The sequence below is a fragment of the Deinococcus metalli genome, assembly GCF_014201805.1.
In the GTDB taxonomy this organism is placed as follows: domain Bacteria; phylum Deinococcota; class Deinococci; order Deinococcales; family Deinococcaceae; genus Deinococcus; species Deinococcus metalli.
This window is the reverse complement of record NZ_JACHFK010000004.1, coordinates 202392-215611: the sequence shown is the minus strand read 5'-3', so window position 1 is coordinate 215611 and position 13220 is coordinate 202392. Positions and strand designations below refer to the sequence as shown.

Genomic DNA, 13220 nt, shown 5'->3' with positions numbered 1-13220 from the left:
CGCACGGCGCTGCGCGCGGGGCCAATTCTCCGTCATGCGGAGCGCAGGCGCGGATCAGTTCGGCCCGCCGCGACAGGCCGTCAGGGGAGGAGGACGGTCACGCGCCCGCAGGAAGCAGGGCCGGGTCGATCATGATCCATGGTACTGCTCGTCGGAGACGTGCTCCAGCCACACCACCGCGGTGCCGTCCTGGGCTTCCTGGATGGCGAGGTGGCTCATGGCGGTGGTGGGCGCTGCGCCGTGCCAGTGCTTCTCGTCCGGCTCGAACCACACCACGTCCCCGGGGCGGATCTCCTCGATGGGGCCGCCGTCGCGCTGCACGCGGCCGACGCCGCTGAGCACGATCAGGGTCTGGCCCAGGGGATGGGTGTGCCACGCGGTGCGGGCGCCGGGCTCGAACGTGACGGTAGTGCCGGCAGCGCGCGCCGGGGAGGTGGCGGTGAACTGCGGGTCCAGGCGCACGGTGCCGGTGAACCATTCGGCGGGGCCGGGCGCCGACGGCCGCGTTCCAGCTCGTTTGATGTCCATGACTCATCCTTCTGGAAGGGACTGGGAGTGAGGTGAGCGGGCGTTCACATCCCTGGGGAATTGCTTGGCCCGTTCCGGGCACGGCAGCGTCTGGACCGCCACGCGGTAACCCTTGCCCACAAGGTTGATCGGATGCGGCTGGGAACGGCGCACTTGGGCTGCGCCGAGTGGGTGCTCAGGCTGTCTGCCATCTCCCTGATGCGCGTGGTGCTCGTCTGCCGGGCAGGCAGCACGTCAAGCAGACCGACCGCGCCATCCCCGACGACTACTGCCGTGTGCCCGGCGCGTCCACCACGGACCATCCGGTGCCCAACACGTCGGACGTCGAGGGAGGGCTGGTGAATAGGGCGTCGCCCCGCACCTCTGCCTTGACGCTGACTTCACGCGGGAAGCGGGCGGCCGGGCGACGGGAATAATGGTCGCACAGGCGTGGGCCGGGCTCGGCCCTGCTGCGGCACCACCCGGCGCCGCACACCCTCCCTCGGTTCCCCCTGGCCTGCTGGAGGACCCTCCATGACTGTTCCACACGCCCTCGCCGTGCCGACCGGCCGGTTCCACTTCCTGCGTTCCGACGTGGTGCGGCTGCGGCTTCCCCTCGCCAACGTCTACTTCCTGGGCCGTCCCGGTGATTCCTGGGTGCTGGTGGACGCGGGCGTGCCCGGCACCGCCCGCACGATCCGGAACGCGGCCACGCAGGTCCACGGGGACCGGCCGCCAGAGGCCATCGTCCTGACCCACGGGCACCTCGACCACATCGGCGCGCTGCACGCCCTGCTGGAGCGCTGGCCGGTGCCGGTGTACGCGCACCCGCTGGAACGGCCATGCCTCACGGGCCGCGTGCCGTATCCCTTCCCGGACCCCAGCGTGGGCGGCAGCATGAGCGTACTCTCGCCCGCGCTGAGTCCTGGACCGTTCTCGTTTCAGCCGGCCGTGCAGGACCTGCCGGAGGACGGGACGGTGCCGGGACTGCCCGGCTGGGAGTGGCGGCACACGCCCGGCCACGCGAACGGCCACGTGTCGCTGTGGCGCGGGTCCGACCGCACCCTGATCGCCGGGGACGCTGTGGTGACCACCCGGCAGGAATCGCTGCTGAGCGCCCTGACCCTGCGGCCGGCCGTGGTGCACGGCCCACCGGCGTACTACACGCCCAACTGGGACGCGGCGCGCGACTCCGTGCGGCGGCTCGCCCACCTGCAGCCGGACCTGCTGGCGCCCGGGCACGGCCATCCCCTGCGCGGCGAGGGGGTGGCGACGGATCTGCACCGGCTGGCCCGCAATTTCGACGAGGCGGCGCGGCCCAACCAGGGCTGGTACCGCCGCCATCCCGTGCCGGTGACCCTGCCGCAGCCAGGCCGGCGTGACCCGGTACGGTGGGCGGTGCTCGGCGCGCTCGCCCTGCTCGGGAGCGCATGGTTGCTGCAACCCTGACGGGAGGAACCCTGGCCGCGGGGTGAGAGGCGCCTGTCGGCCTGCATCCGGCTGTGACGGTGAGACGTCCGTTCAGGCCGCGACCGCGTCAAGAACTGGGTGTCAGCACGCCGGCCGACGGTCGGGCGACATGCGCGCGTTTCCACAGCAGGACGGCGGCGCGGCCCATGACCTCCAGCAGGGACATCAGGAGCAGACTGCCGGCCCACGCGTCCATGGTCAGATGGTGCGTTTCGCTGAAGCGGGCGATGGCCGGGCCGCCGCCGTGCGTGGCGTACAGACCGAAGCCGACGCGGGAGCCGATGCCGAGCACCCACAGCAGCGCGGCGGGTCCACTGGCGCGGGCAACGACACGGCCGTCCGAGGTGGGGGAGACCTGCGTGAGGACGCCGCAGAGCGCGCCCAGCATCACGCCAACAGCGCCGCCAAGGAGGGTGAAATCCAGGGCCGGGCCGCCGCTGGGGACGTGAAGTGTAGTCGCGGCGGCGAAGAGCACCAGCGGCACAGGCCACAGCACGCCGGTCAGGGTGAGCGGCCGGCCGCGTAACTGGCGCACGACCAGGGCGATGAGGGCGAAGCTGATCAGGGTGTCGGTGAGGGTCATGGAACCTCCGTGGACCGTATGCCCACTTGCATCTCCGTAGACATATCACTAAAGATGTATCACCGCAGGATACACTGGATTCCTATGGATGCTGGCGCTCTCCACCGCCTCGCGCGGCACCTGCGCGACCTGGCCACCCAGGCGACCGCCCGCCCCGGCGAGCCGACACCCTCTCCCGGCCTGATCGCCGTCGTCGAGGACGTGGCCCGGCACCCCGGCAGCGCCGTGGGTGAAGTCGCCGCCCGCACTGGCCTCGCGCAGAGTTTCGTGTCGAAGACCGTCGCCGCTCTGCGTGATGAGGGACTGCTCGTGAGCGTCCCGGATGCGGCGGACCGGCGGCGGACCACCGTGACCCTCGCCCCGGGTGTCCGGCAGGACGTGCTGCTCCCGCGTGCCCGCACGCCCCTGGCCGAGACGCTCAGGACCGCGCATCCCGACCTGAGCGCTGAACAGCTCGACCGCGCCGGCGAACTGCTGGACGAACTCGGCACGCTGCTCCGCCCCTGACCCACCGGGCTGCGGCGCTACTCAGGCGTTCCAGATGGCTTAATCCAGATTGCTCCTGTCGCCTCCGGCCGCACTATGATCGGTACTCGGTCCCGCGGCCCTCCGCCCGTTCAAGCACGCAGGAGACGAGTATGACGAACCCGAGAATCGCTGTGATCATTGGCAGTACACGCAACACCCGCTTTGCGGACAAGCCCACCGCATGGTTCATGAAGCGCGCGGCGGCGCGTCCGGATCTGGACTTCGAGGTGATCGACCTGCGGGACTTCCCGCTGCCGCTGTTCAACGAGGTGGCGTCCAACGCGTGGGCACCGACGCAGAACGAGGTGGGGCAACGCTGGCAGCGCACCATTGGCGGGTTCGACGGCTACGTGCTGATCACGGCGGAATACAACCACGCGCCGACGGGGGCCCTGAAGAACGCGCTGGACTACGCATACCCGGAATGGAACAAGAAGCCGGTGACGTTCGTGGGGTACGGCTCGGTGGGGGCGGCGCGGGCGATCGAGCACCTGCGGGGCATCGCGGTGGAGTTGCAGATGGCACCGCTGCGGACGGCCGTGCATATCCAGGGGGCGGACTTCTTCGGGGCATGGCAGCAGGGCCAGAGCCTCGATGACCTGGGCCACCTGGAGCCGGGGGTAACGGCGCTGTTCGAGGAGCTGGCGTGGTGGACCCGGGCACTGAAGACAGCGCGCGAGACCACGACGCCACCCCAGGAGATCCAGGTCTCGTCCTCCGGAGAGTGAGGCTCGCCGTGTCCTGAGGGCGATAGACGCTCCAGACGACTGCTGAGGTCGGGGATGATTCTCCGACCTCAGCGGCGTAGAGGGCGTCATTGCGCTGGTGTTAGGGCAGGTTGCGTTTTGCGTGCCGGCAGGGTCCAGCAGACAACGGGTGCAATCCACGCCCACTCACGGCTGAGGCACGTCAGTTTGAATCCGGAGGTGCGTCCTCTGGCTGTGGTTGATTCGGTCTTCAGCGCCGCAAGTGGCGGAACAGAGCACACTCCACACCGATAAATACGGGACTTCAGTGGCTTCCGCGCCTTCTGTGGACCTTCTTAGGCTGCTGCAGATGGTCCACTCGGTCTTGTTCGACGGCGGGGAGTGCCACGACAGCACGGCATTGTGTCCAACAAAGTCAGGTTTAACGTCGAGCTGGTCGACAATCCGGACTCGGGCATCTTGTTTGCGGCCAGATTCGGCAACATGGCAGGCCAGCGGCTTAAAGCGCCGCGCGGCGTGAACTCAGGCCTCACTCCGCCCGACGGCACAAGCAGCATCACTGGCTTGGGCACCCTTGTATCAGCCACCCGCCCCCGTGCACGAGGGCCTCTTCAGCCTCTTGCAGGCCCGGCAAGCAGCCGCCGGCGCGTGCAAACCGTTTTGACTGGACGTGCCTCCATGTCAGGACACTGCGGGGCGGGGCAGCGTCACCCCGAAGGTCGCGCCGTGCCCTTCCTGACTGTCCGCGAAGACCCGGCCCCCGTGTTTGAGCACAATGCGGCGGACCGTGGCCAGACCGACCCCCACGCCCGGAAATGCCGTCTGGGTGTGCAGCCGCTGGAAGATGCCGAACAGCTTGCCAGCGTACGTGGGATTGAAGCCCACCCCATTGTCCTGAACCGTGACGACCCACTCGGCGTCTGCTTCCTGCACCTGAACGTCGACTTTCGAAACCGGCCGTCCGCTGGAGTACTTCACGGCGTTGCTGATCAGGTTGGTCATCACCTGCTGGATCAGCGTCGGATCGCCCCACACCTGCACGGGACGCGGTTCCTGCGTCGCAATGGTGTGCGCCGGGTACTCCAGCCGGACATCCTGAATCGCCTGCGCGATGATCGGGGCCAGGGCCACCCAGCGCGGCTGCATCTCGCGCCGCCCGACCCGCGACAGCATCAGCATGCCGTCGATGAGCTGTTCCATGCGCACGCCGCTCTGCTGCACAGTTCCCAGATTGCGCCGCACCTTGTCCATGTCGCCCTTGGTCAGGGCGGCGGTGGCCAGGTCGGCAAAGCCCATGACATGCCGTAGTGGCGTGCGCAGGTCGTGGGACGCGGAGTACGCGAACGCCTCGAGATCCTCGTTGGCCGCCACGAGTTCCTGGGTGCGCACGGTCAAGGCGTCCCGCTGGTCCAGCAACTGCCGGGACAGCTCGGTGCGCTTGAGGGCCAGATCCAGGGCGCTGGTGACCGCGCGGATGATGGCCTGCTCCCGCGCCGTCCACACCCTGGCCCCCAGCGTGCCGACGGTAAACAGACGCGGGGTGACGCCGTCTAAAAGCGGAATGATGGCCACCGTGCCGTAGCCGGCGGCGCTCGGCACCACGTCATCCTCCACCTTCCGGCCGTCGAGAAAGACCCCGACCCCGGACCTTGCCACCTGGGCCAACGCCGGGGCGTCCTGAAAAACACCCTGCCGCATCTCAGCCACGACCTCGGCCGGAATGGTGTCCGACCACAGCCGGGCCGTCCACACCCCATCGTCGAGTTCGTACACCGCGACACTGACCTGATCCAGCGCCGTGCGCAGCACCTGTTCTGCCTGCCGGGCGAGGGCCAGGCCGTCCACCTCCATCCCGGTGGCCTGGGTGAAGTCCACAAAGGCGTCCAGGCTGGCCGTGCGCTCCTGAAGCCGCCGCGTCTGCTCCGCGCGTTCGAGGGCCAGCCCCAGGCCGCGCCCCACGGATTCGATGACGGCCCGGTCCTGCGCCGTCCACTGCGGTCGGGTGTGGCCGGTCGCGAACAGGGCAAAGGGCCGGTCACCGCTGAAAAACGGCGTGACGCTCAGAGCGCACGCGTAGCCCACGGACTGCGCGCGGCCGTGATCGCCCTCAGCGAAGGCCGTGCGGCGGCCGGCCAGCGCTTCAGCGATCAGCGGCGAGCTTACCGAGATGCCATCTTGCCTGGCGGTCCGCACCTCAGGGGGCGTATTTCTGGAGAAGGCCAGCGGGACCGCGGTCGGGCCCTGAACGACATACAGGCCGCTCATGGCCCCGCTGACGGCATCCTGGAGGATGTCGCCGGCCGCCAGTGCCAGTTCCGTGAGGTCCGTGCTGCTGGCCACCTGGGTTGTGAAGCGCACGAAGGCTTCGAGCGCACGTTCCTGCTGACTGACCCGGACCTCCAGCGTCTGAGCGTGGTCCCGCAGCAACTGCTGCGTCTCGCGCAGTTGCTGCTCGGCAACCTTGCGCGACGTGATGTCCCGGGAAATCGCCAGCAGGCGGGTCACACTGCCGTCTGCCGCCCGCAGCGGAACGACCCGGACCTCCCACCACTTCGGGGTCCCCGCAAACGTCCTGGCCACACCCTCGAACGCGGAACTGTTCCCCGACCGGGCCGCGTCCAGAGCGCGTTCCACGTGCTCGCGGTCTAGGCCCTCCCAGAAGGTGGGCCACGGCGCGTTCTGGCAGACGCTGAAATCCCCGATCTCCATGACCTCCAGGCCGCCCGTGTTCATGGACAGCACGCGGGCGTTCAGGTCGAGCACCTTGATGCAGTCCGGACTGCTGTTGATGATGGCCTGGAGGTCGGTGGCATTCAGCTGGGGATCTGGGGGCAAGGTCATGACTCGGCGTTCAGTCTGACATCCGGCTCAAGCGGCGCGCGGTAGGGAACTGTTCACGAAACGTGACGGCGGCTGCGATGATCCTGTCGAATGACGCATGAGGGCCGAGCCGGACTTGCCTGCGGGACCCAGGCCGGGAGTGGGCAAAACCGGCTGACTTCGTCCGATGACTCGGCCAATGCACTCGCCGAGATGGCGGCTGAGGATCATTCGACGCGACTGGGAGCAGTGGCCAGCACCTGATGACCGACCTCGAACGTTACCTCTACAACCAGCGCGTGCTCGGCTCATTCATGGCCACGCCGTCCACGCTCCGCAGCGTGCAGGGTGGTGCCGCATGACACCGGCATGGGCGGGCTACTGCTGACCTTTCAATACTGCAGAGCCGCTCTGCCGCGAGTCACGTCCGGGTCGTCCATCGGCCACCGGAATCAGCTTCAGCAGCACACGCGGCGGTGCTGTGACAGAACGTTCGTGGTCAATTCCTGCAGTTCCGGAGGGTAACATCACTCACACTGAACGGGCGGAGGTTTCTCCATGAATCCACTGTCCGTCGTCCGTGCCTCTGTCGTGCTCCTGCTCCTCGGTTCATCGGCCCACGCGCAAACGCCCGTCACGGTACAGACCGACCACGGCCCCGTCGTGGGCCGCGAGTCCACCGTCCGCAGTTTCCTGGGCATTCCGTACGCGGCGCCCCCGGTGGGCGAGTTGCGGTGGAAATCGCCTCAGCCGGCTGCGCCCTGGACCGCGCCCCGCGACGCCTCCACCTTCGGAAACGTCTGTCCACAGGTCGTGATCGCCCTCTTCGCGCGACCAGACGAAACGCCCGGCACGCTCAGGGGCCAGGAAGACTGCCTCACGCTGAATGTCTACACCCCGTCAGGCGTCACGGCGCAGAGCAAGCTTCCTGTCATGGCGTGGATTCACGGCGGGTCGTTCATTACTGGATCGGGTGCTGCCTATGACGGTGCAGTCCTGGCCCAGAAATACGGCGTCGTCGTCGTGACCATGAACTACCGCCTGGGGGCACTGGGCTGGCTGTCCCTCCCGGCGCTGAGCACCGAAGGCGGCGGGCAGTCCGGAAACTATGGCCTTCAGGACCAGCAGGCCGCCCTGAAGTGGATCCAGTCGAACATCACAGCCTTCGGGGGCGACCCGGCCAAGGTCACGGTGGCGGGGGAATCGGCGGGCGGCATGAGCGTGTGCGCGAACCTCGCGTCTCCGCAGTCGGCCGGTCTGTTCCGGGGCGCAATCATCCAGAGCGGCCTGTGCACCAGCCCCGGCAACGGCGTTACGCTGACCCAGGCGGAAGCGCGGAACACCCGCTACGCCACCAACCTCGGGTGTTCGGCCACGGACCTGGCGTGCCTGCGCGCGCTCGACCCCTTGAAGGTCCTGACGACCAAGGTGCCCGGTCTGCGTCCCGCCAGCGCCCTGGTGTGGTCGCCCGTCTACCGCAACCCGTCCCTGCCCCTCCAGTTGCGCGACGCCTTCGAGAGCGGGCAATTCAACCAGGTCCCGGTGCTGAACGGCACCACGCACGACGAGGGCCGCCTGTTCGTGCAGGTGGCCTCGCCGGACGGCAAGCCGATCAGCCCGGTGCTGTACTGGGGCGGGACCGGTCTGACCGTCGGGGTCGCCAACACCACCCGCACCCTGGCCCGCTACCCGTACCGCCGCTACGACACGCCCGCGCTCGCGTTCGCCACCATGTTCACGGACGCGGTGTTCAGCTGCACGGCGCTGCGGGTGAACCAGGCTCTGTCCAAGCACGTGCCGGTGTACGCGTTCGAGTTCAACGACCCGCAGGCGGCCACCCTCATGAAGAGTCCGAGTGATCTGCCTGGTCTGGGTTCCTATCACTCCAGTGAGCTGTCCTATGTCTTCCAGGCCCCGATCGCAGGCATGTCTGACCCAACCCTCTTCACTCCCGCGCAGCGCACGTTGTCGGACGCCCTCAGCGCCGCGTGGATGACCTTCGTCAAGACCGGGAGTCCCGCAGTGGCCGGCGACGGCTGGGCGCGTTTCGCCACGGCGCAGGGCAATGTGCAGGCCTTCACGCCGACCGGTGTTCGGCCGATCCCCAACTTCGCCGCCGACCACCAGTGCGAGTACTGGCTTCCCCTGAACCTGCAGTGACCGCGGGGGTTGGGCCCCGCCCAGTGAGGTGACCTATGAACAGACCACGACGTGGGTACCTGCGCCTGTTGGCGGTGGTGGGCGTGCTTCTCAGCCCATCCGGCCTCGCGCAGAGCGGACAGATCGCCGACGGCACGTGGACGCTCCGGGAACTGCGCGACCCTGCGGGCACGGTGTCGGTGGGCGGTCTGGACGCGCCGACCCTGCGACTCCTGGGAACCGGGATCAGCACCGCCGAGGGCACCCAGGTGTCCGGATTTGCCGGCTGCAACACCTTCAGGACCACGGCTATCTTCACAGCGCAGACCCTGAAGCTCCGGCCCATCGTGACCACGCGCCGGGCCTGCCCCGAGCCGCAGATGACGCTGGAGCGGCGGTACCTCCAGGTGCTCTCGGGCGCCCGGGTGTACGTGCGTCAGGGCTCGACGTTGACCCTCACCACCGGAAAGGCGAGGGCCGTGTTCGTGTACGGCAGTGAGGCCTCGCGCCGGCTGGTGGCCACCTGGCGCCTGGTCGGGGCACAGGGCGACACGCCGCTGACCGTGACCTTCGCGGCGGACGGGCGGATCAGCGGCACGGGGGGCTGCAATACCTTCATGGGTCGCTACGACATCGACGACCAGACCCTGTCGGTGGGAGCGCTGGCCAGTACCCGCCGGGCGTGCCCGACGCCTGAGCTTCAGGCGCAGGAGCAGCGCTTTCTCCGGGAGCTTCAGAACGCCGCGCGCGTGGAGGTCAGCGGTGCCCAGCTGACCCTGATCACCCGGGACGGTACCCAGCTCCAGTTTGCGCGACCTGTGAACTGAGCCCTGGCGGCGTGGGGTTCTGTGACCGCCATGCACGGCCTACCAGCCGAAGCAGGGCCGGTCGGGCTACGTCCTGGCGCAGGCGATGACGTGCTTCCAGCAAACCTTGAGGTATGGGCCGGTGTCCAGGCGTCCGGCACTGACCAAGTGCACCCCGGATGCGCTGGTCGGCCGGCCCGTTCCACGCAACCCAGCGTCCGCTAGCCACGATGTTTTTGGCATAGCGAATCGGGGAGGCGCTGGCCGCAGGCTGGCATGGCCGGACTGTGCCTCGCCACTGACCGTGCTACAGCTGTTCGGAGCCGCTACCGGGACTGCCTGGATGCACCATGACGCCGATGCACGGCCGCGGGTCGCCGTCAGCCAGCAGAGGAATGGTCGCCCGGAGATGGTCGTGGGTCAGCGTCAACCCTCTCCGGTCCACATACGGACATAGGCGTCCATATCAAATTTGCGCTCCAGGCCGGACGCGCTCATGCTCCGGACCATGCCGTAGACCGGACGACGCGCCCACGGCCGGTCGTGGAGTCCCAGCACCCAACTGATGCCGACGAAACTGTTGGCATCTCGCCCGTCCTGTTCGTAGCGGTTGTTCAGCACGAGCATCCGGCTATGCGCTTCCCGCGCCGTGGCGCTCCACTCCAGGAGTTTCTTCCCCCAGTACATCCGCAGGTAGTTGTGCATGCGCCCGGTCTGCACCATCTCACGCTGCGCGGCGTTCCAGTACGGATCGGCCGTCCGTCCGGCCTCCAGTGTGGCCAGATCGTACAGGGCCGGGCGGGGATCGTCCTGATGCGCTTCCAGGGTCGCGCGGGCCCAGTTGGGAACACCCTCGTACGCGTCGTAGAGGGGCTGATACCAGCAGAAATTGAAACTGAGTTCCCGGCGCACCCCAAGCTCTTCCATCAACGCGTCGGTGCCTGGCCCCGGGTGCTCCTGGGCGGCCAGGGCCACGGTCAGCGGAGACAGGTGACCGTAGTGCAGAAACGCGCTCAGACGGCTCCCGCCGTCCTGGGTCGGATCGTTGCGGCGCACGTGGTAGGTCTCCAGAACATCCGCGACAAAGGCCCGCAACCGGGCCAGCGCGGCCTGTTCTCCCCCCGCCTCCCGACCTGCGCCGACGGTCTGGTCGATGGGCAGCCGTGCGGTGAGCCGGGCCGGATCGTCAACCGCTTCGCCGGGCGCCCAGTCGGTCGTCGTGTGCTTCAGGTCCTGGGCATCCAGGGGCACCACATACTCGGGCCACAGGCGGTGGAGCTTGGGGCGCAGCGTCCGGGCCGCGTACTCCTGCTTGGTGCTGGCCGTGCGGATGGGCACCAGCGCCTCGGACTCGACGGCGACCAGGGGGACCGGCACCGTCTCGGCCAGGAGCGCCCGCCACTGCCGCTGAAGCCGCAGGTAGCCCACGTCCGTCACCACCAGGGCAGCGTGGTGGGCCGCGGACTGGACCGTGGTCACGGGGTCGCCCAGCTCGACGCGGAGGGGGATTCCCCGTGCGCCCAGCGCGGCACGCAGGTCGCGCAGACCCTCCAGGAGGTACCGGTAGTGTCGGGCGTTGGCGTCGGGATAGCTGGGCGTCAGGCCGAACACGGCGACGACGGGCAGCCGCCGGGTGTTGGCCTCGCGGATGGCGTATTCAAGGGCGTGGTTGTCGGTGACGCGGACGCTGGCCTGGACCCACAGCAGCACGTACTGACCAGTAGAGGCAACGGCATGGGCGTTGAGCCGAGACACCCGTGTGTCGTGGATCATGACCAGAGCATAGGAGCGGCCTGCTGTGGCACCTTGAGGCTGGCCTACAGTCTGCGGAGCGTGGAGGGTGCGCCGCGCTGACCCAATGGACGGCGCATCAGGCCATGTCGCGGCGGCCGAAAGCTGTTGTTTCCAGGCAAGTGCCCTAGTTCACGCTGCTGGCTGACACAGCAGACGTCCTGCCCCGCTCTACACAGTGTCCACGTGGGCGCTCTGCGCGACCTCCTGTCGAAGGTCCGGGACCGGCCGGCAGCGCTGCCCAGCGTGCCGGTCGGCCTGCGCTACGCCCTGAGCGTGTCGTGACTGGTGCTGGTCGTGAGCGAATCGTTCGGGGCGAGCAGCGGCATCGGCTTCCTGGCCATGGACGCCCGCGAGTTCTTCCGCACCGATGTGACCGTGCTCGCCAACGTGATCTGCGCGCTGATCGGCAAGGAGGCCGACCTGCTGGTCGCGGCGCTGAAACGCCACTTCGCCGGGCGCACCCCGGACGACGTGGGCCTCGGCCCGCACCCGACCGCCTCCCCGTACGAACTGTGCAGTGGGCAGCGCCAGCGGGTCGCGCTCGCCCGCGCCATCGCCTACCGCCGGTCGCTGCTGCTCGGCAGGCCCTTCGGCGCGCTAAACGTCCTGACCCGCGCGAGCATCCGGAGAGGCGGCTGCACTAAAGGATCGGGCGCGGCGCCGGGCGGTGGAACTGCGAGTCCCCACAGCCCGGTGCCGGTGTCGTGGGTGCCTTCAGATCTCCTTGCGCACGATTCGGGCGTAGGCCTCAGGATCGGTCGCGCCCTCGGTCGAGATGACCAGGACCGTGCTGTCGGGCGTGAAGCCCAGGTGGGCGCGGGCCAGCGCTGCGCCCTCGCCGCTCAGCAAGTCCAGCAGGCCCCCCGCGCCGGCCGCCCCGCTCTCGCCGGACACCACGCCGTCCTCGGCCAGCAGCCGCATGGCCTCCTCGGCCCGCGCGTCGGGGATCGCCACGGACGCGCTCAGGCCGCCCCGCAGGTACGGCCACGCCAGCGGCGAGGTGGTGCCGCAGTTCAGGCCCGCCATGATCGAGGTGTGGGGTCCGGGTACCTCCGTCAGCCGGCCCGCCTCCAGCGAGCGCCGCACGCAGTCGGCCCGGGTCGGCTCGGCGCCCACCACGTGCGCGCTCCGGCCCGGCGCGCGGTAGTGCTTCACCACCGCCATCGCCAGCGAGCCCACGCCCATCTGGGCGGCCACCACGTCCGGCGGCTGCCCGCCCGCCGCGGCGAGCTGCCCGTCGATCTCCTGGAAGATGGTGCCGTAGCCCTCGACCACCCAGCCGGGCACGCGGGTGTATCCGTCCCACGCGGTATCGCTGATGACCAGATGCCGGTCGTCGGCCAGCCGGGCCGACGACACCACCGCGTCGTCGTAGGTGCCGTCCACGACGTCCACCCGCGCGCCCTCCTCTTCGATGGCCCGGATGCGGGCGGGCACCATGTCACGCGGCACCAGGATGTGGGCGTCCAGACCCAGCCAGCGGGCCATGCGCGCCACGGCGCGGCCGTGGTTCCCGTCGGTGGCCGTGACCAGCGTCAGGGGGTGGTGGGGGCGGAGCTGCGCGGCCACGTCGTCCACCGTCGCCCACGCGGCGAACGGCCCGTAGCGCGCCTCCAGTTCGCGGTAGACGGCCCAGGACGCCCCCAGAATCTTGTACGCGGGCAGGCCCAGGCGGTTCGACTCGTCCTTGACCCACGCGGCCCCGACACCCAGGGCAGTGGCGAGGTGAGGCGCGCGGACGAGCGGGGTGGGCGCGTACCCGGGCAGCCGCCGGTGGAAGGCGAGGAGCGAGGGGTCCGGAAGCGCGTCCACGGTCATCGGCGCCGCTGGGTTGAAGTACTTGCTTGAACGCTCGGTGGTCATGGG

General features: G+C 69.1%; 10 protein-coding genes. 5 read left to right on the top strand and 5 right to left on the bottom strand.

Annotation, left to right across the window (positions count from 1 at the left end; genetic code table 11):
• Positions 1 to 129 precede the first annotated feature (129 nt).
• Positions 130 to 528, bottom strand: a complete 399-nt coding sequence (locus HNQ07_RS10025; RefSeq protein WP_184111270.1) for a (R)-mandelonitrile lyase — start codon at positions 526 to 528, stop codon at positions 130 to 132.
• A 513-nt stretch (positions 529 to 1041) separates the two neighbouring features.
• Between HNQ07_RS10025 and HNQ07_RS10020 the strand changes: the two genes are divergently transcribed.
• On the top strand, positions 1042 to 1956 hold the full coding sequence (locus tag HNQ07_RS10020; RefSeq protein WP_184111268.1) for an MBL fold metallo-hydrolase: 915 nt from the start codon (positions 1042 to 1044) through the stop codon (positions 1954 to 1956).
• Between the two features lie 88 nt (positions 1957 to 2044).
• Here HNQ07_RS10020 and HNQ07_RS10015 read toward each other — a convergent pair whose 3' ends face one another.
• Entirely contained in the window at positions 2045 to 2560 is a 516-nt protein-coding gene (locus tag HNQ07_RS10015) for a DUF1453 domain-containing protein (RefSeq protein ID WP_184111266.1), read from the bottom strand.
• 84 nt (positions 2561 to 2644) lie between these two features.
• On the opposite strand from HNQ07_RS10015, the gene HNQ07_RS10010 reads away from it, so the two are divergent.
• Both HNQ07_RS10010 and HNQ07_RS10005 read left to right on the top strand, forming a co-directional pair.
• The gene (locus tag HNQ07_RS10010) at positions 2645 to 3067 is read left to right on the top strand and encodes a MarR family winged helix-turn-helix transcriptional regulator (protein WP_184111264.1); all 423 of its coding nucleotides are present in this window, start codon (positions 2645 to 2647) and stop codon (positions 3065 to 3067) included.
• A gap of 131 nt (positions 3068 to 3198) precedes the next feature.
• Entirely contained in the window at positions 3199 to 3816 is a 618-nt protein-coding gene (locus HNQ07_RS10005) for an NADPH-dependent FMN reductase (RefSeq protein ID WP_184111261.1), read from the top strand.
• A 660-nt stretch (positions 3817 to 4476) separates the two neighbouring features.
• On the opposite strand, the gene HNQ07_RS10000 is transcribed toward HNQ07_RS10005, so the two are convergent.
• A complete protein-coding gene (locus HNQ07_RS10000; RefSeq protein ID WP_184111259.1) occupies positions 4477 to 6636 on the bottom strand; it encodes an ATP-binding protein in 2160 nt (719 codons plus the stop codon).
• 537 nt (positions 6637 to 7173) lie between these two features.
• Here HNQ07_RS10000 and HNQ07_RS09995 point away from each other — a divergent pair.
• Together HNQ07_RS09995 and HNQ07_RS09990 are read left to right on the top strand one after the other, a co-directional pair.
• The gene (locus tag HNQ07_RS09995; RefSeq protein ID WP_184111257.1) at positions 7174 to 8775 is read left to right on the top strand and encodes a carboxylesterase/lipase family protein; all 1602 of its coding nucleotides are present in this window, start codon (positions 7174 to 7176) and stop codon (positions 8773 to 8775) included.
• A gap of 35 nt (positions 8776 to 8810) precedes the next feature.
• On the top strand, positions 8811 to 9581 hold the full coding sequence (locus HNQ07_RS09990) for an META domain-containing protein (protein ID WP_184111255.1): 771 nt from the start codon (positions 8811 to 8813) through the stop codon (positions 9579 to 9581).
• Between the two features lie 405 nt (positions 9582 to 9986).
• On the opposite strand, the gene HNQ07_RS09985 is transcribed toward HNQ07_RS09990, so the two are convergent.
• Both HNQ07_RS09985 and HNQ07_RS09975 read right to left on the bottom strand, forming a co-directional pair.
• Positions 9987 to 11333 carry a deoxyribodipyrimidine photo-lyase gene (locus tag HNQ07_RS09985; protein ID WP_184111253.1) on the bottom strand — a complete coding sequence of 449 codons (1347 nt, stop codon included), beginning with the start codon at positions 11331 to 11333 and terminating at the stop codon, positions 9987 to 9989.
• 735 nt (positions 11334 to 12068) lie between these two features.
• Entirely contained in the window at positions 12069 to 13217 is a 1149-nt protein-coding gene (locus HNQ07_RS09975; RefSeq protein WP_184111251.1) for a diaminopropionate ammonia-lyase, read from the bottom strand.
• Positions 13218 to 13220: the final 3 nt, after the last annotated feature.